The following is a 22,514-nucleotide window of genomic DNA, read 5'->3' as shown; positions in this document are numbered from 1 at the left end:
GACATGTCGGCTCCCCTGCTCATCACCTTCGACAAGGTCTGGAAGAGCTATGGCGAGGGCGAGGCCCGCGTGCATGCGCTGGCCGGCGTCGATCTCGCCATCCGGCGCGGCGAATTCGTCGCCATCATGGGACCCTCCGGCTCGGGCAAGTCGACGGCGATGAACATCATTGGCTGCCTCGACACGCCGACGGCTGGAACCTACTCCTTCATGGGCATCGACGCAGGCCGGCTCGACCGCAACCGCCGCGCGCTTTTGCGCAACCTTTATGTCGGCTTCGTCTTCCAAGGCTACAATCTGTTGCCGCGCACCACCGCGGCGGAAAATGTCGAGCTGCCGCTGATCTATCGCGGCGTTGGAGCGCGCGAGCGCCGGGACCTCGCCATGCAGGCGCTGGCCGAGGTCGGGCTTGTCGGGCGCGAGCACCACACGCCGGCCGAGCTGTCGGGCGGCCAGCAGCAGCGCGTGGCGATCGCCCGCGCCATCGTCACCAGGCCGACATTGCTTGTTGCCGACGAGCCGACGGGCAATCTCGACACCGCGCGCACGCATGAGATCATGGAGCTGCTGACCAGGCTCAACGCCGAGCTCGGGCTCTCCATCGTCATGGTCACGCACGAGGCCGACGTCGCGGACTATGCTGGCCGCACCATCCGCTTCCTCGACGGCCATGTCGCCTCCGATACCTTGAAGGCGGAGGAAGCGGCATGATCTGGGAGACCGTCCGCCTTTCGCTGCGTTCGATCCGCCGCAACGTGCTGCGCTCTTTCCTGACGCTGCTTGGCATCGTCATCGGCGTCGCCGCCGTCATCGCCATGCTCACCATCGGCTCCGGCACCACGGAGAAGGTCAAGGCCGATATCTCCAAGCTCGGCAGCAATCTTCTCGTCGTCCGCGCCGGCCGGCCGGCGGGGCCAGGCGGACCCGGCGGCCTCGATCAGGCCGTGCGGCCGCTCGCCGAAAAGGATGTCACCGCGCTCGTCGCGCATCTGAGCGGCGCGCGCGCCATCTCGCCCGCCTCGCAAAAACAGGTCCGCGTCATCTTCGGCACTGAAAGCCTGACCTCGGGAGTCACCGGCACGGACAGCGCCTATCTCGACGCCCGCGACTGGAAGCTGGTGTCGGGACGGCCGTTCAGCGATTCTGAAACGCGCGCCGGCACCGGTGTCTGCCTGATCGGCGAGACGGTGCGCCAGCAATTCTTCGGCGCCGGCGATCCGGAGGGCGAGATCATCCGCGTCAACCGCACCTCCTGCAAGATCATCGGCCTGCTCGAGCCCAAGGGCTATACCGGCTTCGGCCAGGACCAGGACAATGTCGTGCTGATGCCGCTGCACGCCTATCAGCGGCGCATCGCCGGCAACCGCGACATCGACAACATCTACATCGCCGCCGACGACCGCACCCCGACCAGCGAGTTGCAGCCGCGCGTCGAGGACATTTTGCGCGACACGCGCCGCATCACGCCGGACCGCGATCCCGATTTCGCCATCCGCGACATGACCCAGATCGCCGACGCCATGACCAGCGCCACGACCACCATGACCGGCATGCTGGGCGCCGTCGCCGGTGTCAGCCTCCTGGTCGGCGGCATCGGCATCATGAACATCATGCTGGTCTCGGTCACCGAGCGGACGCGCGAGATCGGCATCAGGCTGGCGATCGGCGCGCACGAAAAACACATCCTCATCCAGTTCCTGGTCGAGGCGACGGTGCTGTCGCTGCTCGGTGGCATCATCGGCATCCTGATCGGCCTGTCGCTGGCCGGCATGGCCTCGATGGCGCTGACGATACCGTTTGCGCCGAGCCCCGCCGTCATCCTGCTGGCCGTCGGCTTCTCCGCGCTGATCGGCATGGTGTTCGGCTTCTTCCCGGCGCTGCGCGGCGCCCGCCTCGATCCGATCGACGCGCTGCGGCACGAATAGCACCCGGCATCGCTCGGCTCTGTTGCCGCAAATCCTGCGGTGATAAAGCGGTCTCCTGGGAAACCTTGAAGGGGACGGACGAAATGAGCAGGAAGGCGCGGGTGATCCTCGTGGCAATTGTCGTCGAGGCGTTCCTGGGCGGCATCTGGTGGTATCTGGCCCGCTTTGGTCTGGCCAATCCCGACCGCGTCGCGCCCAATTTCCAGGAAGTCGTCGGCCAGACCATGGGCACGGCGATGGGCGCGCTCCTCGGCCTCTGCTTCATCCTGTTCTTCGTCGCGGCGCGTAATGACCGCAAGGCATTGCCGCAGAAAGAGCGGCTCTGAGCGCCGCGAGAGAATGGAGTCGCGGACTGCCTGTCAAAACGGCAGCCGCGCGTTCTCCTTGACCTCCTTCATCACAAAGAAGGTCCTGGTTTGCCGGACGCCCGGCAACGCGATCAGCTTCTGGCCGTGCAGCTTGTTGAAATCCGCCATGTCGCGCACCCGTATCTTCAACAGATAGTCGAAGTCGCCGGCCACAAGATTACAATCCAGGACCTCCTTCAGCTTGAGGGCGGCCTCCTCGAAAGCCGCGAAACTTTCCGGTGTCGAGCGATCGAGCACGACGCCGACCATGACCAGCGCGCCGAGCCCGACCGCGGCGGGCGCGATCTCCGCCCTGACTCCGGTGATGTAGCCCTCCTCGAACAGGCGTTGCGTGCGCCGATGGCAGGTGGCGGCGCTGACATTCACGCGCGCTGCCAGCTCGGCATTGGTCAGCCGCCCCTCGGCCTGCAGGGCTCGCAGGATCTTGATGTCGATGCGGTCGAAAATATGATCGGAAGATTCTTCCATATTTATCGGTTCCAATGGACGATTAAATGAACCTTAGCGCACTTCTTTGCGGAAATCCAAAAAGCAGCGGCTCTCTTCGAGAGCACCTTTCGCCGCAATTCGTCTATTCTTTGCCTATCCAAACGAACACGGCGGGAGGCAGGTCGATGTCACTTCTCGATAAATTTCAACGGTATCCACTGACCTTCGGCCCGACGCCGATCGAGCATCTGCCGCGTCTCAGCGCGGCGCTTGGCGGCAAGGTGCGGGTCTATGCAAAGCGTGATGACTGCAATTCCGGGCTGGCCATGGGAGGCAACAAATTGCGCAAGCTCGAATATATCGTGCCCGATGCGATCGCGTCGGGCGCCGACACGCTGGTGTCGATCGGCGGCGTGCAGTCGAACCACACGCGCATGGTCGCCGCGACGGCCGCCAAGATCGGTATGAAATGCGTGGTCATCCAGGAGAAATGGGTGCCGCACTACGATGCGGTCTACGACCGGGTCGGCAATATCCTGCTGACGCGCCTGATGGGAGCCGACAGCCGGCTCGTCGACGATGGTTTCGACATCGGCATTCGCAAGAGCTGGCAGGATGCGATCCAGTCGGTCAAGGATGCAGGCGGCAAGCCATACCCCATTCCTGCCGGCGCCTCGGTGCACAAGTTCGGCGGTCTGGGCTATGTCGGCTTCGCCGAGGAGGTCGCGAAACAGGAAGTCGAGCTCGGTTTCAAATTCGACTACATCATCGTCTGCGTCGTGACCGGCTCGACGCAGGCCGGCATGATCGTCGGCTTCGCCGCTCAAGATCGCGCCGACCGGGTGATCGGCATCGATGCCTCCGGCACGCCCGACCAGACCCGCGCCCAGGTCCGCCGAATCGTCGACGACACCGCCGCTCTCGTCGGGCTGGGCCGCGCCGTCCGCGAGGACGAAATCGTCATCAACCCCGACTATGCCCATCCCGCCTACGGCGTTCCATCGAACGAAACGAACGACGCGATCCGGCTGGCGGCCCGCACCGAGGCGATGATCACCGATCCGGTCTATGAGGGAAAGTCGATGCAGGGGCTGATCGACCTGACGAGGAAAGGCTTCTTTCCCGAGGGCGCGAGAATTCTCTATGCGCATCTCGGCGGCGCGCCGGCCATCAACGGTTACAGCTATTACTACAAGGACGACGGCGTTACGCGCAAAGGCGCGCCGCGTGACGACGCGCTGCCACCGCTCTTTCCATAGAGCGCACCCGCTGGCACTGATGCTACGGGTCAGGAAACCTTGTCGCTGCCATCGAAATGCCATTCGATCAGCGGCTTCATATGCCCCATCAGCCCGTCGGGCAAATCGGCGGCGTGGCGGATTACGACTGGCCCTTCGATCTCCGGATCGGCCTCGGCGGCGACGAAGGCGCTGATGCGCCGCGCCAGTGCGTCGGCCGTTTCGGCGACACGGTAGCGGCGGAAGATCACCGTGCCGCGCGCCGTCGATAGCGCATGATAGCGCTGTCCACGCTCGGCCGCCGAAAGATCGAGCCCTGTCTCCTCTCCCACCTCGCGGATCATGTTGGAATCGACGTCGACCTGACCGTCGCGAAAATCGACCGGCTCGAACGAACCGGCGGCGAAATACACGCGGCCGGCATTGATCGTGTGCCGGCCCATGCGGATCGCCACCAGCGCGTTGTCCCCGGCGACCAGCATGGCATGCGCATAGGCGTGCTCGGCGCCGGAATTCTCGCGCCGCTTGCGCCACAGCATGAAGGTCGAATAATTGACCGCATGGCAGCGGCCGACGAGGCGGCTGTCGCGGTACGCCAGCTCGGAAAGCAGCACCACCGTGCCGTCGAACAGCGCCGGTTTGGCCGCGATTTCCTGACGCCAGTTCTCGGCGATCGCTTCCGCATTGCTGACGGCGAAGGGGTGCGGCCCGGGATCGAGGCGGACGTCGATCGCATCGACCGGCAGGATGACGTTGCGGGGCAGATCGAAACTCAAAGGGTCACGCCATGTCCAATGTGATTGCCACGGGGCAATGGTCCGACGCTTTCGGCCTGTCCCAGCCGGCGCGCGGAAAGCGCTCGACCTCCTGCCCCGCCGGGAAGATGGTGCGCCAGGGCTGGCCGTTGCGGATGATGTCGGGCACGGCGGTCGCGTTCTTCGCCGCCAGGGCTTTCGACAGGAGGATGTAATCGAGCTGGCAAAGATGCCGCTCCTCCGGGCCGCGCGTGTGGTAGAAGCTCCAGCGGTCCATCTCCGGCCGCCGCTCGACGACATTCTCGCAGAAGCCGCCGGCGGTCAGCACATTGATCGAGGACTGGGCTTCATCGACGACCTCGAAGCGATAGCCGTCGAAGCTGTCGCCCTCGATCCTCACGCGCTGCCGGTAATCGTTCATATCGCCGCAGATCGCCCAGCGCTTGTCGGCGGCATGGTCCTTGCCGAAACGCTCCTCGATGATGCGGCGCACGGCCTGCGCCTCGGCCATGCGCAGCGGCATTGTCGCCTCGCGGCCGTCCAGCCCGTTGCGCGGCGAGCCCATCGACTTGAAATGCACGAGATAGAGTGTCAGCGGCACGCCGCCGACAGTGAGGTCGACCTCCAGGCAGTCCCGCCGAAAGATGCGATCGCTGGCCACATGCCCGAGCGCCGCAAGCTCCGGCGTGAAGAGGCCGAACCGCTCGAACGTGACATAGGCGTGGCTCGTCATGCGCACGAACTCGATCGGCTCGCCCTGCATGGTCTCGTTGCGCATCATCACCGCGACATCGATGCCGCGGGAGTCGTTGCCGGCCGTGGTGTATTTCTGACGGTAGCCCTGCCCGATCATCTTGAACAGATAGCCATATTCGAACGCCTTCAGCGCCTCGATATTGTCGACCTCCTGCATGCAGATGATGTCCGCGCGGGTGGCCGCGATGGCGAGCGCCGTCAACTGGCGGGTGTCGTCGGACTGGGCGATCGCACGGGCCTGCTCAAGAGTCCGGTATTCCGCCTCGCTCTGGATGTCGAACAGCGCCAGCGTGCGGTCTTCATTGAGCTGGTTGCGATAGCCCGAGAAATCGAACCTGTTCATCAGGTTTTCGACATTGAAGGTGGCGAGGCGCAGCGACATGGCGGTGACCTTTGCGCGCAAGCGAGGCCGAAAACAAGAGCCGGTCGTATGCTCGTCATGGTTGATGGAACCTTTCCGTTCATCCTCCGTTCAGACGAAAAGTTCCAACAATAGCCCATTCCCGGGGTGCTCTGGGCGTGGGGCCTTTACTCCTTGGAGAGTGAAATGAAACCGCTGTTATCTTCCTTCAGATCCGGGCTTTTGGCCTTGGGACTCGTTGCCGGCGTGACCGCGCCGTCGGTGGCCGGCCCGATCCTGCAGCCCGATTTCTCGACCGCCAGCAGCGCGGTGGCACCCACGATCGTCCCCGTCCGCGACAGTTGGGCTGGCGGCAACAACTACTCGCCGCAGATATATGACTGGCGCTGGCGGCGCGGCGGCGAGTGGCGCGGCCGCGATTTCAGACGCGACGGCAACCGGCACTTCTCCCGCAACTGGGACCGCAACTGGGACAGAGACAGGTGGAATGGCGATGGCGACTGGCGCTGGCGGCACCATCACCGCCGGCACTTCCGTGACAGCGACGCCGCGATCCTGGGGCTGGGCCTTGGCCTTGGCTTGGGCAGCTTGGCCTACAACAATTACTACGATCCTTACTATTATGACCCCTATCCGCGCTATGTTCAGCCGCGGCGCATTTACCGGACGGAGCGGCTTTCCAGGGCCCATGTCCAATGGTGCTACGACCGCTACCGGTCCTATCGGGCCTGGGACAACACGTTCCAGCCCAACTACGGCCCGCGCCGGCAGTGCATTTCGCCCTATATCTGAGCGGCCTGCTGGCACAGAAACGGCGCCCTTCGCGGCGCCGTTTTATTTTGCCGCAACCCTGTGCCGCGACCTTGATAACCCTAAATTCATCGGCGGCGCCTATGCATCCAGTCGGTGCTCGACATGCCGATTCGCAGCGAAAAATTCGCCAGAACGTACCCTGCAATGGCCGAAAACGAACTCAGAATCCAACGCCGCCAACGCGTCCTGAAGGGCGCGGCGATCTTGACCGGCATCAACAATTCCGAGGTGACGTGCACGGTACGCAACATGCATTCGAACGGTGCGGAGTTGAAAGTGCCGATCGACGCACGCGTGCCGGACGAATTCCTGCTCTATGTGCCGGTCGATGGCATCGGCTACAGGGCCGTGGTGCGCTGGCGCCGCGAGGACCGCATAGGCGTCGAGTTCACCGGCACCGAGCCCAAGCCACACTGGCACTACGGCTGAGCTGCGGCGGCACTGCCGTCAATCTCGCAACGAAAAGGCCGGCGGATCGATCCGCCGGCTTGCAGCTTCGCGGCCGGAAGCTTGATGACAATTCGCCCTGCCGAGTCAGCTGGTGCGGGTTTCGAGAACCGGAGCGGAGCGGACATAAAGTCCGTGAGCACCGGAAGCGCAGAAACCTGCGGCAGATGGCCGGCAGGGTAGAATTGGCGCGAGCTTCCTAGTTCTTGGCCTTGTCGACCAGCTTGTTCTTGGCGATCCACGGCATCATCGCGCGCAGCTTGGCGCCGACTTCCTCGATCTGGTGGCTGTCGTTGTTGCGGCGGATGCCCTTGAAGCGCGCCAGGCCGGCCCGATATTCCTGCATCCACTCCGAGGTGAACTTGCCGGTTTGGATGTCCTTCAGAACGCGCTTCATCTCGGCCTTGGTGTCGGCGGTGATGATGCGCGGACCCGAGACATACTCGCCCCATTCGGCGGTGTTCGAGATCGAGTAGTTCATGTTGGCGATGCCGCCCTCATAGATCAGGTCGACGATCAGCTTCACTTCGTGCAGGCACTCGAAATAGGCCATTTCGGGCGCGTAACCGGCTTCCACCAGCGTCTCGAAGCCGGCGCGGATCAGTTCCACCAGACCGCCGCACAGAACAACCTGCTCACCGAACAGGTCGGTCTCGCATTCCTCGCGGAAGTTGGTCTCGATGATGCCGGAACGACCGCCGCCGACACCGCAGGCATAGGAGAGCGCGAGATCGAGCGCGTTGCCCGAAGCGTCCTGGTTGACCGCGACCAGGCACGGCACGCCGCCGCCCTTCTGGTACTCGCCGCGCACCGTGTGGCCCGGGCCCTTCGGCGCGATCATGACGACGTCGACCGAAGCCTTCGGCTCGATCAGGCCGAAATGCACGTTGAGGCCGTGCGCGAAGGCGATCGCGGCGCCGTCGCGGATGTTCGGGGCGATTTCGTTCTTGTAGATGTCGGCCTGCAATTCGTCGGGCGTCGCCATCATCATCAGGTCGGCCCATTTGGCGGCGTCCGCCACGCTCATCACCTTGAGCCCGTCGGCCTCGACCTTCTTGGCGGTCGCCGAGCCGGCTTTCAGGCCGATGGCGATCTCCTTGACGCCGGAATCCTTGAGGTTGAGCGCATGCGCCCGGCCCTGGCTGCCATAGCCGATGATGGCGACCTTCTTGCCTTTGATGAGATTGAGATCGGCGTCACGATCGTAATAGACACGCATTTGCTGTTCCTTCCCTTTTGAAGATCAGAAGGCCATAGGCCCGGTTTTTGCTCCGAAAAGAGCGAGAAACTGTTGCGTCGCGCGGCGGGCATCGCCGCCGATCGTCGCCTCAGTCAATTCCACCCGGTCGCCGAGCAGCAGACGGATCTGCACGTCGCGGCCGACCAGGCCGAAAAAGGTCCGGAACGCCGTCTCGGCGTCCTCGAAATCGAGCAGCCCGGCTTGACGCCCTGCTTCAAGCACCGGCTTCAGCCGCCTGGCCAGCGCGAAGCGGCCATTCTGCAGCACAATGGCGCCGAGGTCATCCTTGCCGGAGCCGGCATGGCCGACCGCCACGCGGTTGAGCGCGATCGACGTATCGCTGGAGATCACTTTGAGCCAGTCGGAGGCGAAGCGTTGGAGGCTTGCCGTCAGTGACGCGAGGTCGAGTCCCTTGCGATCGACCGGCGCCACGCGCACCTTGGAGGCCTGCCACTGCACCGTAGCGTTGAGCAGTCCGTCGCGGTCGCCGAACCATTTGTAGAGCGTTTCCTTGGAGCAGCTCGCCCGCCGCGCCACCGCGGTCATGGTGAGGTTGTCGCCCTCTTCCACCAGCAGGCGGAGCGCCGCGTCCAGAACGGCCTGCTGGCGCTCCGTCAGCGTTTCGCTTGTGTCGATATCAGCGCCCGCCTGCAGCACGTTGTTTCCCGGTTTTCTGGCCGCCTAGAGGCGTACCGTACGTTACGGTTCGGCTTATTGCGCATTCCTGTTTCCAATGCAAGGGGTGCGGCGAAAAATGACCGGCGAAACTGCGAAGGGCTCGTCAGCTAATCGCTGGCCGGCGGATCGCGCAGCCGTCCGAGCAGGCTGGCCAATGTCTTCAGCTCCTGGGCTGAAAGCCTGCCGTCCATTCGGTCGGCAATGCAAGTGCCATAGACCGCCCAAATGCGGCGGCGCATCTCCCGGCCGCTTGCCGTGATGCGCACGGTCTGCCCGCGGCCATCGTCGGAGACGGGCAGCTTTTCGACCAAGCCATCCGCCTCCAGCCGGGCCAGCAGCCGTGAGACGCCGTACTGCGCCAGCAGCACGCGATCGATCAGCTCGAACGGCCTGAGCCCGCCCTCGCCCGCTTCGGCGAGTTCGTGCAGCACGTCGTACCAGGCGAGCGGCGGCAGGGCGTTTGCCTTCAGCGCGTCCTCGGTCCTCTTGACCAGTTGGCGCGAGACCCGCACGAGGCGCGCCCAGGCTGCAATCGCTTCTGGAGATGGCGACGTCCTCGTCATCGGCGCAGCCTAGTCGATAGATGCAACTGCATCAAGCTTGACGATCGATGCATTTGCATCCATATAGATGCAATTGCATTAACAAGGAACTTTCCGATGAAACATGAAATCTGCAAGATCGCCGACATTCCCCAGATCGGCAGCCTGATCGCGCCCTTCTTCGGTCGCGAGGTCCATGTCTGGCGCAGCGGCGAGCGCATCCGCGCGGCTGCCAATGTCTGCCTGCATTTCGGCGGACCGCTGGACTGCAAGGACGGCACGCTTGTCTGCCAATGGCACGGCGCGAAATTCGACATGGAAAGCGGCGAGCGTCTCGAAGGACCGGCGCCGAAAGGCTCGCGCCTGATGTTCCTGTCGACCCGCGTCGAGGATGGCGCGCTCAACTATGTCTGGGGAGAGTGAGATGACCGCAAGACTCACCCTCGTCAGCCATCACCTCTGCCCCTACGTCCAGCGCGGCACGATCGCGCTTGCCGAGAAAGATGTGCCTTTCGATCGGCTCTATGTCGACCTTGCCGACAAGCCTGTTTGGTTCAAAGCTGTCTCGCCGCTCGGCAGGGTGCCTCTGCTCCGCGTCCAACACGGCCAATCGGAGGAGGTGATTTTCGAATCCGCCGTCATCCTCGAATTCCTCGAGGAAACCGAAGCCAATCCCTTGCACCCTGCCGATCCGCTGGCGCGGGCCAGGCATCGCGCCTGGATCGAATTCGGCTCGGCCATCCTCAATGGCATAGGCCGCTTCTATTCCGCCGCCGACGAAGCTGCTTTCCTCCATGAAAGCAGAGTGCTGTCCGAAATGTTCGCTCGCGTGGAGGCGGAACTGCCGGCCAGGCAAAGCGGCCCATGGTTCGGCGGCGAGCGCTTCTCGCTGGTCGATGCCGTCTACGGGCCGATCTTCCGCTACTTCGACACCTTCGACCGCATCGGCGATTTCGGCATTCTGGATGGCAAGCCGCGCGTCCAGGCCTGGCGCGTGGCCTTGAGCAGGCGGCAATCGGTCAAGGAGGCGGTCGGCGCGGAGTATCCGCGGCGGCTGCATGCCTTCCTTCGGGCCAAGGGATCTTACCTATCCGGGATCATCCGGCGGCAGGCCACTGAAACTCCGCAAGCCCGATCCGCCTGAACGGGTCGATCACCGTTCCGGCGACCATGGCGGCGAGGAATTGCGGCCCCGGCGGCACACGCGCCAGCGCCGCCACCATGCGGTCACGGACAAAGGGCAAAGCCGCTGAGTCCGACTGGTAGAACGGCGTCAGCGACAGTGACAGCGCCTGGAACACGCGCACATGCCAACGGCGTGCGCTGGCATAAGTCGCCAGCGCGTCGTCGAGGCTGTCCGCCCGCGCCAGCGCATGGCCGAGGGCGGCGGCGTCGAGCAGCGCCATGTTCGCGCCTTGCCCGAGCTGCGGGCTGGTCGAATGCGCGGCATCGCCGATGACGGCAAGCCGCCGGCCTGCCGGCAGTGTCATCGTGTGGTGACCGTAACGGGCGAGCGAGAGCTGCCCGAAACTGTCGATCTGGCTGGTGAAAGCCTCGCACTCCGGCCAGACCGAAACCACTCTCGCCTTCCATGCTTCGAGCCCCTCGGCCTTTACCCGTTCGGCATCGGCCGGCTTGAGGCTCCAGAAGAAGGCCGCCATGTCTTGCGCGCCAGGCTCCGGCCGGCCGATCGGCAGCACGCCGACCATGATGCTTGCCTTGTCGTAGCGCTGCAGCAGCGCGCTTCTGTCAAAGCCGTCCCGCCAGCCGAGCGACGCCCAGAACGCGCCATAGGCCAGCGGTCGCGGCATGGCGGCATCGCCTAGACAGTGCCGCAGTTTCGAGCGCGCGCCGCTGGCGTCGACAATGAGGTCGAACGGCCCGAGCCGCTTGCCGTTGGCGCAGACCAGCGTCGCGCGCTCGGCCGTCTCCGGTGTCTCGACCTCGACATCGGTCTCGATCGCGATCGCTTCGCGCAAGGCGGCGCGATGGAGCACGCCGAACAGCGCCGCCCGATGGACCGCGAGGCCGAAGCGACGGCCGCGCCGCGCGTCGTAGCGGACTTCGAGCACCGTGCGCCCGGTCTGGGCATCGGTGCCGTGCAGCCGCTCGATACGGCTGCCGAGCGAAAGGATGTCGTCGAGCAGGCCGAGATCGGCGAGCACTGTCAGCCCGGTCGGCTGCAGGATGAGCCCGGAGCCGACAGGCTTCGGCGCGTCGAAGCGCTCGAAGATGGTGACCTTGTGCCCCGCCCGCTTGAGATAGAGCGCCGCGGCCAATCCGGCCGGCCCGGCGCCGGCAATCGCGATGTCGTAGGATCTGCTCATTGCCCGCCCAAGCCAAGCCGGCCGGACAATCTCCCAACACAGCAGTCAAATCAAGCTGGCGCTTTGACGCCTGTCAGGCTTGAGCCGCGTCGAAAGCGGCGCGTGCCTCGCGCACGGCGTCATGGTTGAGCTCGGCCCACTGGACCAGCATCTGCAGGGGCGCAAACATCGAGCGCCCGAGATCGGTCAGGCTGTATTCCACGCTCGGCGGCTTGGTGGGGAACACCTCGCGGTGCACATAGCCGTCGCGCTGTAGCTCGTAAAGCGTTTGCGTCAGCATGCGCTGCGAGATGTCGGGAACCAGCCGGCGCAGCTCACCGAAGCGGTAGGGCCTCTCCGCCAGCGCCATGACCAGCAGCGAGCTCCATTTGCCGCTGATGCCCTGGATCACGTCGCGGACCGGACAGTCGGCGAAATTGCCGCCGTTGGTCATGGCCTTATAGACCTCGAGCTTGGCTTTCAGATTGAAGATCTTGCTGTCCATCGCGACATCCGCTGGTCGAGTTCGGCCGGCCGGGGTGGTTCCCCCGCCGTGCCTACCTCCCGAAAAACTGCCTTCTTTACGGCCCGAGGTCAATTCCTATTTTAGTGCTGGTCTCTTTTTGAGACCACAATTTGATCCGCCTTCGACGCAATTTTTTCAGGGACTCCCCCATGACCGAAACCCTTCTCGTCACCGGCGCTTCCGGCCAGCTCGGCCGAGCCGTCATCAATCACTTGCTGGAGGCGCAGAAAATTGCGCCCTCGAGCATCATCGCCGCCACCCGCAACCCCGAGAACCTCGCCGACCTTGCAGCGCGCGGCGTCGCCGTCAGGGCCGCCGACTTCAACGACAGCACCTCGCTGGAGAAGGCGTTCGCTGGCGCCGACCGGGTGCTGATCATCTCGACCGGCGACCTCGATCTGAAGACGGGCCGCCGGCTGAAGCAGCATGAGACGGCCGTGGCCGCAGCCAAGGCGGCAGGCGTTTCGCATCTGCTCTACACCTCGATGCCCAATCCCGAGCCGGGCTCGCCCGTGCTCTTTGCCGGCGATCACTACGGCACCGAGCAGGCCATCAAGGCGAGCGGCATCCCCTACACCATCTTCCGCAACGGCTGGTATCAGGAGAACCTGTTCATGTCGCTGCCGCACGCCATTTCGTCGGGCAAGTGGTACACGGCGGCCGCCGACGGGCGCATCGCCCACGGCGCGCGCGACGATATGGCCGCCGCCATTGCCGCCGGCCTCGCGTCCGGCTCCAAGGAAAGCCACATCTACACGCTGACCGGCCCGCAGGCCTACACCACGTACGAGATCGCAGCGCTGGTGAGCGAGGTGACCGGCAAGGCGCTGGAAGTCATCCAACTGCCGGACGAGGCGCTGACCGAAGGCGTCAAGGCGGCGGGCGTTCCCGAGGATTTCGCCCGCATCATCGTCTCCTTCGATGCCAACACGCGTGCCGGCCGCATTGCAGAGGTGACCGATGCCGTCGAAAAGCTCTCGGGACGCAAGCCCCGGACGCTGAAGCAGTTCCTCGAAGCGAACAAGACGGCCCTGCTCGGCTGAAGCAAGGCGCGCCTGAGAAGGCCTCTCAGGCGCGCTTCACTTCGACTTCTTGAGCAACCCAAGCCGGACCAGGCTTTCCGCAGTAGCAACCAGCGCCTCTTCCCGTGATCGCGGCGTCCAGCCAAGCAGGCGCATGGCCTTGGCGCTCGTCGCGTTCCTGGCTTTGCCCAGTTCCGACACGATCTGGGCCGCCTGCCCGTCGAACAGCCCGACGATCCGGACCAGCCAGTCCGGCAGCACTCTTGTCGTAACCCGCGACGCCGCATTGCCGAGCCGCGCTTTCAGCGTCCGCGCGATCTCGAGCATCGTCATGAAATCGCCGCTGATGGCCAGGAACCGCTCCCCTTTGGCGGCAGGATTGGTCATGGCGCGCAGATGCAGGTCGGCGACGTCGCGCGCATCGACGACGCCGAACACCATGCGCGGCAGTCCGGGCACCTCGCCATCCATCAGCCGCCTGATGAAATCCGTCGAGGTCGAATGATCCGGCCCCAGGACCGGCCCGAAGATGCCGACCGGATTGACCACTGCCAACTCCAGAGACCCGCCCTCGCGATCGATGAAATCCCACGCCGCCCGTTCGGCCAGCGTCTTCGACTTCACATAGGCGCTGACCTTTTCCGAAAGGTTGGTCCAGTTCTCCTCCGTGAAGGGCTTCTCGACGACCGGTGTCTGGCCATAGCCGACAGCGGCAAAGGAAGAGGTAAGCACGACACGTTCGACCCCGGCGTCGCGCGCGGCCCGCAGCACGCGCAATGCCCCTTCCCTGGCCGGGACGATCAGGTCGTCCTCATGCTTCGGCACGCCGGACGGAAAAGGCGAAGCGACGTGAAGGACGTACCGGCATCCGGCGACCGCCTCAGGCCAGCCTTTGTCGCTCATCAGATCGGCATGCACGAAGGAAAGCGCGTCGCTTGGCTCGGCGCCGCCGACCTTCAGCATCGCAAGAACATCGGCTTCGCGCCTGGCCGAGCGCACCGTGGTGCGCACGCGATAGCCAGCGTTCAGAAGCGCAAGGATGCAATGAGCGCCAAGAAAGCCGGACCCGCCGGTCACAAGCACCAACTCGCCGCTCATGCGCCGCCCCTTTAGCCACTGCTCCGGCCGATGCTCCGCAGTCTGTCAGATCGCGACCTGCGTGCCAATCTCCACCACGCGTCCGGTCGGGATCTGGAAATATTCCGTCGCGTCCGCCGCCGTCTTGGCCAGGCCGATGAACAGCCTGTCCTGCCAGATCGGCATGCCGGAATTGGGTGAAGCCTTCAGCGAGCGCCGCGACAGGAAGAACGACGTCGTCATAATGTCGAACTTCCAGCCCTGCTTGCGGCAGATGGCCAGCGCGCGCGGAATGTTGGGCTGCTCCATGTAGCCGAAGGTCAGCGTCACGCGCATGAACAACTCGTTGACCGTCTCCAGCTTGACGCGCTCGCTGTCCGGCACCACCGGCTGCGGCGCGGTCACCACCGACAGGATGACGTTCTTCTCATGCAGCACCTTATAGTGCTTCAGGCTGTGCATCAGTGCCGTCGGCGCGCTCAGCGGATCGCTGGTCAGGAACACGGCGGTGCCCGACACAAGCTGCGGCTTCTTCTTCAGGAGATTCGCCGCCAGGAAATCGAGTGGGATCTCGTTGCGGCGCGTCTTGTCGAACAGGTAGCGGCTGCCGCGCACCCAGGTCCACATGCCGAGGATGATGGCGAAGGCTACCGCGAGCGACGCCCAGCCGCCCTCGAACACCTTGACGATGTTGGAGGCGAAGAAGCCGATGTCGATCAGCGCGAAAACCACTGTCAGAGCGACGGCAGGCCAGATGTTCCATCTCCAGATGCGGGTCATGACGATGAACAGCAGCGTCGTCGTCACCAGCATGTTGCCGGTTACCGAGATGCCGTAAGCCGAGGCGAGCTTGCTGGATTCGCCGAAGCCGACCACCAGCAGCATCACCACCAGCGCCAACAGCATGTTGACGCGCGGCATATAAACCTGGCCGGACTGCTTTTCGGACGTATGGAGAATCTCGAGCCGCGGCAACATGTTGAGCTGCACCGCCTGCCGGGTCAGCGAATAGGCGCCGGAGATCACGGCCTGGCTTGCAATGACAGTCGCCGCCGTTGCCAGCACGACCATCGGAACAAGCGCCCAGCCTTCGTTCATTTCGAAGAACGGGTGGCCGACAGTGCCGCCCTTGGCAAGCACATACGCGCCCTGCCCGGCATAGTTCAAAAGCAGGCAGGGAAACACGATGGCAAGCCACGCCAGCACGATCGGCTTGCGGCCGAAATGACCGAGGTCGGCATAGAGCGCCTCGGCGCCGGTAACCGCCAGGAAGACGGCGCCGACGGTGACAAACGAAACGTCGGGCGAATTGATGAAGAAGGCCACGATGTAATGCGGGCTTATCGCCCACAGGATTTCCGGATCAGCGATGATGTGCTTCAGACCGGAAAGGCCGATGGCGAGAAACCAAATGGCGGTGACCGGGCCGAACACCAGGCCGACACCGCCGGTGCCGAAGCGCTGGACCGCGAACAGCACTGCTAGGATCAAAAGCGTCAGCGGCACGACATAGGGCTGGAAGGCCGGTGTGACGACATTCATGCCCTCGACAGCCGAAAGCACGGAGATGGCGGGCGTGATGACCGCGTCGCCGAAGAACAGAGATGCGCCCACAATGCCGATGCCAAGCACGATCGCCGAACGCGTCGGGAAAGTTCCGCGCGCCAGGGCCATCAATGACAGCACGCCGCCCTCGCCGCGGTTGTCGGCGCGCAGCACGAACATGATGTACTTCACGGTCACCGTGATCGTGAGCGACCATATGATCAGCGACAACACGCCCAGGATGTCGGCGCGGTTCGCGACATCACCGCCGGAAGAGGCGTGCAGCGCCTCGCGGAATGCATAGATCGGGCTGGTGCCGATGTCGCCATAGACAACGCCCAGCGCGCCAAGCATGAGCACCTTCGTGCTGTGCTGCTCAATTTCCGCGTGGCTCGATTGGTCGGCGGGTTCTGCGTCTGCACCACCATTGGCAAGGGCCATGGACGACACTCCGATAAAATGCGCGGTGCTCTACGCTTGCTGCAGTGCAATATCAAGTGCCCCAGCGTTAGGGCTCCCATGCCGCCGACGCAAGGCTTTCGGTATACGCAACGCCCGGCTCGTTCATCCGGCGGATCTCGTCAGATCGCGACCTGCGTGCCGATTTCAACGACGCGTCCGGTCGGGATCTGGAAATACTCAGTGGCATCCGCAGCCGAGCGTGCCAGGCTGATGAACAGCCGGTCCTGCCAGACCGGCATGCCGGAATTGGGCGAAGCCTTCAGCGAGCGCCGCGACAGGAAGAAGGACGTCGTCATAATGTCGAACTTCCAGCCCTGCTTGCGGCAGATGGCCAAGGCGCGCGGAATGTTGGGTTGCTCCATGTAGCCGAAGGTCAGCGTCACGCGCATGAACAGCTCATTGACCGTCTCCAGCTTGACGCGCTCGCTGTCCGGCACCACCGGCTGCGGCGCAGTCACCACCGACAGGATGACGTTCTTCTCATGCAGCACCTTATAGTGCTTCAGGCTGTGCATCAGCGCCGTCGGCGCGCTCAGCGGATCGCTGGTCAGGAACACCGCGGTGCCCGACACCAGCTGCGGCTTTTTCTTCAGAAGGTTCGACGCCAGGAAGTCGAGCGGGATCTCGTTGCGGCGCGTCTTGTCGAACAGGTAGCGGGTACCGCGGATCCAGGTCCACATGATCAGGCCCATCAGACAGGCGACCGTGATCGACACCCAGCCGCCCTCGACGATCTTGACGACATTGGCCGAGAAGAAACCGAGATCGATGACGCCGAAGAGCACCACCAGGGCCAGCGCGGTCGCAACCTGCCATTTCCACAGCCAGCGCATCACCACGAACAAAAGGATAGTCGTCATCAGCATCTCGCCGGTGACCGAAATGCCGTAGGCCGACGCAAGCGCGCTCGAGCTGCCGAAGCCGACGACCAGAAGCATCACGCCAAGCGCGACCAGAAGGTTGACCCTCGGCATATAGATCTGGCCGCTCTGCATCTCGGATGTGTGCTGCACCTCGATGCGCGGCAGAAGGTTGAGCTGCACCGCCTGCCTGGTCAGCGAGAAGGCACCGGAAATGACGGCCTGGCTGGCGATGACGGTGGCCGCGGTTGCAAGGCCGACCATCGGCATCAGCGCCCATTCGGGCAGCATCTGGAAGAACGGGTTGGTGGGCTTGCCGCCATGCGAGAGCACGAAGGCGCCTTGGCCGAAATAATTCAGCAGCAGGCACGGGAAGACGATTGCGAACCAAGCCACCACGATCGGCTTGCGGCCGAAATGGCCGAGGTCGACATAGAGAGCCTCCGCGCCGGTCACCGCCAGGAAGACCGCGCCGACGGTAACGAAGGCTCCGGTCGGTGTCGTGGCCAGGTAGTAGATCGCATAATATGGATTGATCGCCAAGAAAACCGACGGATCGTCGACGATATGGTAGACACCGGCCGCGCCGATCGCCACGAACCATGTCGCCGTCACGGGCCCGAACACCGCCGCCACCTTGCCCGTGCCGAAGCGCTGCACGGCAAAAAGCACGGCCAGGATGACCAGCGTGATCGGAACCACGAACGTATCGAGCGCCGGCGTGACGACTTCCAGGCCTTCGACAGCCGACAGCACCGAGATCGCCGGAGTGATGATCGAATCGCCAAAGAACAGCGCCGCGCCGCAAAGGCCGATCACCAGGATAAGCTTGGAACCCGGCGGGTAGGCGCTGCGCGCCAGCGCCATCAGCGACAGCGTGCCGCCCTCGCCCTTGTTGTCGGCCCTGAGCACGAAGGCGACATATTTGATCGTGACGATGATCGTCAGCGCCCAGACGATCAGCGACAGCACGCCGAGCACGTCATTGCGGGCAACCGAACTCGAAGACGCGTGCAGCGCCTCGCGAAAGGCGTAGATCGGGCTCGTGCCGATGTCGCCATAGACGACGCCCAGCGCGCCAAGCATGAGCACCTTGGTGCTGTGTTGCCGCTCGGTTTCGGCATGGCCCGAGCGTTCGAGGGATTCCGTTTCGCTGGCGTTGGCTAGCACCATGAACCCCACTTTACCGAATTCGTCACGCTGCGAGGCCACCGCGACGCGCGCGACACACCAAGACTGCCGAAACTACCCAAAGTCCCCTACCATCCGCAGGCCTTCAAGAACCGCCCGACCGTGCCGGCCATGCCATACTCCAGCGCATCGGCTGTCAACCCATGTCCGATCGATACTTCGGCCAATGCCGGGATGTGTTTGACCAATGGCGGTAGGTTCTCGACGGTCAGATCGTGGCCGGCATTGACGCCGAGCCCCGCCTTGAATGCGGCGTCGGCGGTTTTTCCCAGCCTTTCCAGCTCTTTCGCCGCCTTTGCGGAATCGGAATGGAAACCTCCATAGGGCCCGGTATAGAGCTCGATGCGGTCGGCGCCTGTGTCGCGCGCCGCATTGACCCCGTCCGGAACCGCATCGGAAAACAGCGACACCCTGAATCCGCTTTTCTTCAACCGCTTGACGATCGGAGTGAGGAACGCCGCCTGGGCGACGAAGTTCCAGCCATGGTCCGAGGTTGCCTGCGCCGGGTCGTCCGGCACCAGCGTCACCTGCTCGGGCTGGTTCTTCTCGACCAGCACCAGGAAATCCTCCGTCGGATAGCCCTCGATGTTGAACTCCGCCGTGGGGAATTCGTCGTCAATCAGAGCCCTGATCTCCGGCAGGTCGGAATGCCTTGTATGCCGCTCGTCTGGCCTGGGATGCACCGTCAACCCATGCGCGCCGGCGGCAAGGGCAATGCGGCCAAGTCCAATGACGCTCGGCCACGGCAGGTCGCGGCGGTTGCGCAGCATGGCGACGGCGTTGAGATTGACCGAAAGCTTGGCGGGCATGAGCTGGGGTCCAGTGGATCGGCGGGCATCTATAGCGCCTTTGACGGGAACAGATAGGGGGTTTCGCGTGTTCCAGGGGACAGTTGGAGGCTAAGGTGAGGATTTGCAGTGAATTTCCTTGAAGCCGTGCCGGCTATCCGCCGCATCGAGACCAACCGCGACGCGCTTTTTGCCATCGACGTCGTCGGCGATGTCTCGCCGGCCGATGCGGAAAACCTGTTCGGCCTGCTGGAAGCCGCCTACGCGCTGCATCCGAGGATCGACGTGCTGATCAGGCTGACCGACGAGGAAAGCGTCGACTGGGCCAATATCAAGCAGGACACGCTCCGGCAGGGCGTGGCCGACGCGATGGAACATGTCGTGCGCTGCGCCGTCATTGGCGAGCCGAGTTGGGCTTCCCTCGTCGCGGGCGTGTTCCCCAAAACGCTGCCTTTCGAAGTCAGGCGCTTCGATGTCGACGATGAGGAAGCCGCCTGGCAGTGGCTTGGCGCAAGGCCGACGGGCTAGTTCCTTAACACAGAAGTTTTGACCGGTTGGCTATGTGGCATGCCTTGGCGATTGGCCGAGACGCCTACCGCGATCGTCATCCACGGGCGGAGCAAGGAGCGAAGCGACGCGCGCAGACCCGAGGATCCTGTGTGTTGGTTCTGGTGTATGGTTCGAAGTGGGAAGAAGACCGAGTGGATCCTGGTCGTCCTTTCGGACAGGCCGTGGCATGGCCCGGTCCCTTCCCACCGGTGAACCATCAACCTGAACAGTTGCACGGGGCTGTTACAAGCAGACCTCGCACCACAGGAAGAGGCGTGGACATGATAGCCCAGAACTATGTCGGCTGCGACATCTCCAAGCAGTGGCTCGACTTTTTTGATGAGACAAGCGGCCGTCTTCGGCGCATCGACAACCAGGCCGATGCGATCGCGGCTTATGTGGCGGGTCTTGATCCCAGTCGGGACTTCGTCGTCATGGAGGCGACAGGCGTGCATGACCGGCTGCTGCGTCATGCGCTGGCCAAGGCCGGCGTGCCGTTCTCGCGGCACAACCCGGCACACACCCACCACTATTCGAAGTCGACGCGCCGGCGCGCCAAGACCGATCCTCTCGATGCCAGGATGCTGAGCGACTATGGCCGTCGCTATAACCCTGAGGCCGAGCCGGCCCCGAGCGAAGAAGTCGAGCGGCTTCAATCGCTTGCCGGCCACCGCGACCATCTGGTCGAGATGCGGGCAGCGCTGAAGAAGCACCTCGCCGAGGCTTTCGATGAGGCCGTCATTGCCGACCTGGAAGAAACGATCGCCTACTTCGACACGCGCATCAAAGCGCTCGAGAGCCGGATTGCCGAGGTCATTCGTCAAAACCAGGACACCGCTCGCGACCATGCGCTGATGGTCTCCGTGCCCGGTGTCTCCAAGGTCGGCGCGCTCTCGCTGCTGGCGCTCCTGCCCGAGCTCGGCCAGCGCTCACCCAAGGCGATCGCGGCACTGGCCGGCCTTGCCCCGTTCGACAACAAGAGCGGCAAGCTCAACCGCAGGAGCCATATCCAGGGCGGCCGATCACGCGTGCGCCGTGCCCTCTATATGGCTGCCCTCACCGCCGTCAGAACCTGTGAGCGCTTCAAGACCTTCTACACCGCACTTGCCGCCCGCTCAGGCTCCAAGAAACTGGCCATCATCGCCGTCGCAAGGAAGCTCTTGGTCGTCCTCAACGCCATCATGCGCGACAAAATCGCCTTCGCATGAACACAGTTGCCATGCCGTGAAATGGAAGCGCCGCGGCGGTCCAGAAATTCTGCACCGCTGCATACTTCGGTCCAGGTAACGGAATGGATTCTAGGGTCTGCGCGCGTCGCTTCGCTCCTTGCTCCGCCCTAGAATGACGAGGTTCAGAAGCCTCCAGCTCATCGCCAACGTTTGCGCTGACTACCCAGCGGACGTTGATAGCCTTGCCCTTAAAGCCTGCAATCTTTCAAAGTCACTGTGTTGAGGAACCAGGCCAGCCTCACCTGAACTCCTAACCTCCCTAGCGCACCACCGTCAGCCGCTCGGCGGCGCGGGTGATTGCCGTATAGAGCCAGCGCTGCCGGGTCTCCTTGAAGGCCCAGCTCTCGTCGAACAGCACGACGTCGTTCCACTGCGAGCCCTGCGCCTTGTGCACGGTCAGCGCATAGCCATAGTCGAAATCGTCGAAACGCTTCTTCTGCTGCCACGGGATTTCCGTGTCGGGATCCTCGAACGCCGCCTTGAGCAGCTTGATCTTGGCGACGCCGCGGTCGGGGTCGTCCTCTTCCGGCGAGACCAGAAGGTTGATGCCCGGCTTCACCGTCTCGCGCGAGGAGGTCATAACCTTCCACAGCGAGCCGTTGAGCAGGCCCTTGGCCGGGTCGTTGCGCAGGCAGACCAGCTTGTCGCCGGCCTGCGGAAAGTCCGCGTTGAACCCTTTCAGCTCGCGCAATCTTTGATTGTAGCGCCGGCGCGTGCGGTTGGTGCCGACCAGCACCTGGTCGGCCTTGAGCACCAGGTCCTGGTTGACTGCTTCCCTGCCGATCACCTGCGCGGTGCCGTAGTCGCCATGCATGAATTCCCGGCCTTCGCGCACGTCGAGCGCCAGCCGGATGATCGGGTTGTCGCGCGCCTGGCGGTGGATCTCGGTCAGCAGCACATCCGGCTCGTGTTCGGTGAAGAAGCCGCCGCCCGAGATCGGCGGCAGCTGCGCCGGATCGCCAAGCACCAGGATCGGCGTGCCGAAACTCTGCAGGTCGCGGCCGAGCTGCTCGTCGACCATCGAGCATTCGTCGATAACGACGAGCTTGGCGCGCGAAATCGGGCTTTGCCGGTTGAGCGAGAAGGTCGGCGACATCGAGGTCTTGCCGGTCACCTCGTCCTCGACCGATTCCTCACCCTTCGGTCTATAGATCAGCGAATGGATGGTGCGGGCGTTGGTCGCCCCCTTTGAGCGCAGCACCTGCGCCGCCTTGCCGGTGAAGGCGGCGAACTGCACCTGGCCGTCGACATGCTCGGCGAAATAGCGCGCCAGCGTCGTCTTGCCGGTGCCGGCATAGCCGAACAGCCGAAAGACCTGCGGCCGGCCCTCTTTGAGCCAGCGCCCGACCGCCTTCAGAGCCTCGTCCTGTTGGGGAGAAAATTCCATCTGTCCGACAGACCGGATTC

24 protein-coding genes are annotated in these 22,514 nt (G+C 63.9%); 11 read left to right on the top strand and 13 right to left on the bottom strand.

All coding sequences use genetic code 11. The annotated features are described in order from the left end of the window. The first annotated feature begins 3 nt into the window (after window positions 1-3). From EJ069_RS04010 to EJ069_RS04000, 3 genes are all read left to right on the top strand, one after another. On the top strand, window positions 4-711 hold the full coding sequence (locus tag EJ069_RS04010; protein ID WP_126060188.1) for an ABC transporter ATP-binding protein: 708 nt from the start codon (window positions 4-6) through the stop codon (window positions 709-711). Next, window positions 708-1,925 carry an ABC transporter permease gene (locus tag EJ069_RS04005; protein ID WP_126060187.1) on the top strand — a complete coding sequence of 406 codons (1,218 nt, stop codon included), beginning with the start codon at window positions 708-710 and terminating at the stop codon, window positions 1,923-1,925. Before EJ069_RS04010 ends, EJ069_RS04005 begins: the two co-directional genes overlap by 4 nt. Window positions 1,926-2,008: 83 nt before the next feature. Further along, window positions 2,009-2,251, top strand: coding sequence for a hypothetical protein (locus tag EJ069_RS04000; protein ID WP_126060186.1), 243 nt, complete (start codon window positions 2,009-2,011; stop codon window positions 2,249-2,251). A 33-nt stretch (window positions 2,252-2,284) separates the two neighbouring features. Here the strand turns inward: EJ069_RS04000 and EJ069_RS03995 are convergent, their stop codons facing one another. Beyond that, window positions 2,285-2,761, bottom strand: a complete 477-nt coding sequence (locus EJ069_RS03995; RefSeq protein WP_042643231.1) for an Lrp/AsnC ligand binding domain-containing protein — start codon at window positions 2,759-2,761, stop codon at window positions 2,285-2,287. A 146-nt stretch (window positions 2,762-2,907) separates the two neighbouring features. Here EJ069_RS03995 and EJ069_RS03990 point away from each other — a divergent pair, with 146 nt between their 5' ends. Further along, window positions 2,908-3,981 carry a 1-aminocyclopropane-1-carboxylate deaminase gene (locus EJ069_RS03990; protein ID WP_126060185.1) on the top strand — a complete coding sequence of 358 codons (1,074 nt, stop codon included), beginning with the start codon at window positions 2,908-2,910 and terminating at the stop codon, window positions 3,979-3,981. 29 nt (window positions 3,982-4,010) lie between these two features. Here the strand turns inward: EJ069_RS03990 and EJ069_RS03985 are convergent, their stop codons facing one another. Together EJ069_RS03985 and EJ069_RS03980 are read right to left on the bottom strand one after the other, a co-directional pair. Then, on the bottom strand, window positions 4,011-4,736 hold the full coding sequence (locus EJ069_RS03985; RefSeq protein WP_126060184.1) for a hypothetical protein: 726 nt from the start codon (window positions 4,734-4,736) through the stop codon (window positions 4,011-4,013). Between the two features lie 4 nt (window positions 4,737-4,740). Next, window positions 4,741-5,853, bottom strand: coding sequence for an endonuclease/exonuclease/phosphatase family protein (locus EJ069_RS03980; protein ID WP_126060183.1), 1,113 nt, complete (start codon window positions 5,851-5,853; stop codon window positions 4,741-4,743). 165 nt (window positions 5,854-6,018) lie between these two features. Here EJ069_RS03980 and EJ069_RS03975 point away from each other — a divergent pair, with 165 nt between their 5' ends. Continuing rightward, the gene (locus tag EJ069_RS03975) at window positions 6,019-6,624 is read left to right on the top strand and encodes a BA14K family protein (protein ID WP_126060182.1); all 606 of its coding nucleotides are present in this window, start codon (window positions 6,019-6,021) and stop codon (window positions 6,622-6,624) included. Window positions 6,625-6,789: 165 nt separating this feature from the next. Beyond that, window positions 6,790-7,074 (top strand): PilZ domain-containing protein, encoded by a 285-nt coding sequence (locus EJ069_RS03970; protein ID WP_126060181.1) that lies wholly within the window; start codon window positions 6,790-6,792, stop codon window positions 7,072-7,074. A gap of 217 nt (window positions 7,075-7,291) precedes the next feature. Here EJ069_RS03970 and ilvC read toward each other — a convergent pair whose 3' ends face one another. The 3 genes from ilvC to EJ069_RS03955 all read right to left on the bottom strand — a co-directional run bounded on the left by ilvC (window position 7,292) and on the right by EJ069_RS03955 (window position 9,573). Further along, entirely contained in the window at window positions 7,292-8,311 is a 1,020-nt protein-coding gene (gene ilvC, locus EJ069_RS03965; protein WP_042644009.1) for a ketol-acid reductoisomerase, read from the bottom strand. A 24-nt stretch (window positions 8,312-8,335) separates the two neighbouring features. Then, window positions 8,336-8,989 (bottom strand): TetR/AcrR family transcriptional regulator, encoded by a 654-nt coding sequence (locus EJ069_RS03960; RefSeq protein ID WP_126060180.1) that lies wholly within the window; start codon window positions 8,987-8,989, stop codon window positions 8,336-8,338. A 128-nt stretch (window positions 8,990-9,117) separates the two neighbouring features. Further along, the gene (locus EJ069_RS03955) at window positions 9,118-9,573 is read right to left on the bottom strand and encodes a MarR family winged helix-turn-helix transcriptional regulator (protein WP_126060179.1); all 456 of its coding nucleotides are present in this window, start codon (window positions 9,571-9,573) and stop codon (window positions 9,118-9,120) included. Window positions 9,574-9,669: 96 nt separating this feature from the next. Between EJ069_RS03955 and EJ069_RS03950 the strand changes: the two genes are divergently transcribed. Continuing rightward, window positions 9,670-9,975, top strand: a complete 306-nt coding sequence (locus tag EJ069_RS03950; RefSeq protein WP_126060178.1) for a Rieske (2Fe-2S) protein — start codon at window positions 9,670-9,672, stop codon at window positions 9,973-9,975. A 1-nt stretch (window position 9,976) separates the two neighbouring features. Continuing rightward, window positions 9,977-10,696: a glutathione S-transferase family protein gene (locus EJ069_RS03945; protein ID WP_189341646.1), complete on the top strand. Its 720-nt coding sequence runs from the start codon at window positions 9,977-9,979 to the stop codon at window positions 10,694-10,696. Here the strand turns inward: EJ069_RS03945 and EJ069_RS03940 are convergent. Further along, a complete protein-coding gene (locus tag EJ069_RS03940) occupies window positions 10,650-11,879 on the bottom strand; it encodes an NAD(P)/FAD-dependent oxidoreductase (protein ID WP_126060176.1) in 1,230 nt (409 codons plus the stop codon). The two genes, EJ069_RS03945 and EJ069_RS03940, sit on opposite strands and share 47 nt — an antisense overlap. A gap of 73 nt (window positions 11,880-11,952) precedes the next feature. Beyond that, window positions 11,953-12,363, bottom strand: a complete 411-nt coding sequence (locus EJ069_RS03935; RefSeq protein WP_126060175.1) for a helix-turn-helix domain-containing protein — start codon at window positions 12,361-12,363, stop codon at window positions 11,953-11,955. Between the two features lie 170 nt (window positions 12,364-12,533). Here EJ069_RS03935 and EJ069_RS03930 point away from each other — a divergent pair, with 170 nt between their 5' ends. Continuing rightward, on the top strand, window positions 12,534-13,427 hold the full coding sequence (locus EJ069_RS03930) for an SDR family oxidoreductase (RefSeq protein WP_126060174.1): 894 nt from the start codon (window positions 12,534-12,536) through the stop codon (window positions 13,425-13,427). Window positions 13,428-13,463: 36 nt separating this feature from the next. Here EJ069_RS03930 and EJ069_RS03925 read toward each other — a convergent pair whose 3' ends face one another. The 4 genes from EJ069_RS03925 to EJ069_RS03910 all read right to left on the bottom strand — a co-directional run bounded on the left by EJ069_RS03925 (window position 13,464) and on the right by EJ069_RS03910 (window position 19,350). Beyond that, a complete protein-coding gene (locus EJ069_RS03925; RefSeq protein WP_126060173.1) occupies window positions 13,464-14,504 on the bottom strand; it encodes an aldehyde reductase in 1,041 nt (346 codons plus the stop codon). 45 nt (window positions 14,505-14,549) lie between these two features. Next, window positions 14,550-16,469, bottom strand: coding sequence for a potassium transporter Kup (locus EJ069_RS03920; RefSeq protein WP_126060172.1), 1,920 nt, complete (start codon window positions 16,467-16,469; stop codon window positions 14,550-14,552). A 140-nt stretch (window positions 16,470-16,609) separates the two neighbouring features. Continuing rightward, complete coding sequence (locus EJ069_RS03915) at window positions 16,610-18,523, bottom strand: potassium transporter Kup (RefSeq protein WP_126060171.1); 1,914 nt, start codon at window positions 18,521-18,523, stop codon at window positions 16,610-16,612. A gap of 86 nt (window positions 18,524-18,609) precedes the next feature. After that, entirely contained in the window at window positions 18,610-19,350 is a 741-nt protein-coding gene (locus EJ069_RS03910; RefSeq protein WP_126060170.1) for a pyridoxine 5'-phosphate synthase, read from the bottom strand. 108 nt (window positions 19,351-19,458) lie between these two features. On the opposite strand from EJ069_RS03910, the gene EJ069_RS03905 reads away from it, so the two are divergent. Both EJ069_RS03905 and EJ069_RS03900 read left to right on the top strand, forming a co-directional pair. Then, window positions 19,459-19,857: an STAS/SEC14 domain-containing protein gene (locus EJ069_RS03905; RefSeq protein WP_126060169.1), complete on the top strand. Its 399-nt coding sequence runs from the start codon at window positions 19,459-19,461 to the stop codon at window positions 19,855-19,857. A gap of 302 nt (window positions 19,858-20,159) precedes the next feature. Beyond that, window positions 20,160-21,086, top strand: a complete 927-nt coding sequence (locus EJ069_RS03900) for a transposase (RefSeq protein WP_245456620.1) — start codon at window positions 20,160-20,162, stop codon at window positions 21,084-21,086. Window positions 21,087-21,366: 280 nt separating this feature from the next. Here EJ069_RS03900 and EJ069_RS03895 read toward each other — a convergent pair whose 3' ends face one another. Next, on the bottom strand, window positions 21,367-22,494 hold the full coding sequence (locus EJ069_RS03895) for an ATP-dependent RecD-like DNA helicase (protein WP_126060167.1): 1,128 nt from the start codon (window positions 22,492-22,494) through the stop codon (window positions 21,367-21,369). Window positions 22,495-22,514 lie beyond the last annotated feature (20 nt).

Origin of the sequence: Mesorhizobium sp. M2A.F.Ca.ET.043.05.1.1 (assembly GCF_003952445.1) — a bacterium.
Taxonomy (GTDB): Bacteria; Pseudomonadota; Alphaproteobacteria; order Rhizobiales; family Rhizobiaceae; genus Mesorhizobium.
The sequence above is the reverse complement of the archived record's forward strand: the minus strand, read 5'-3'. Positions and strand labels throughout refer to the sequence as shown.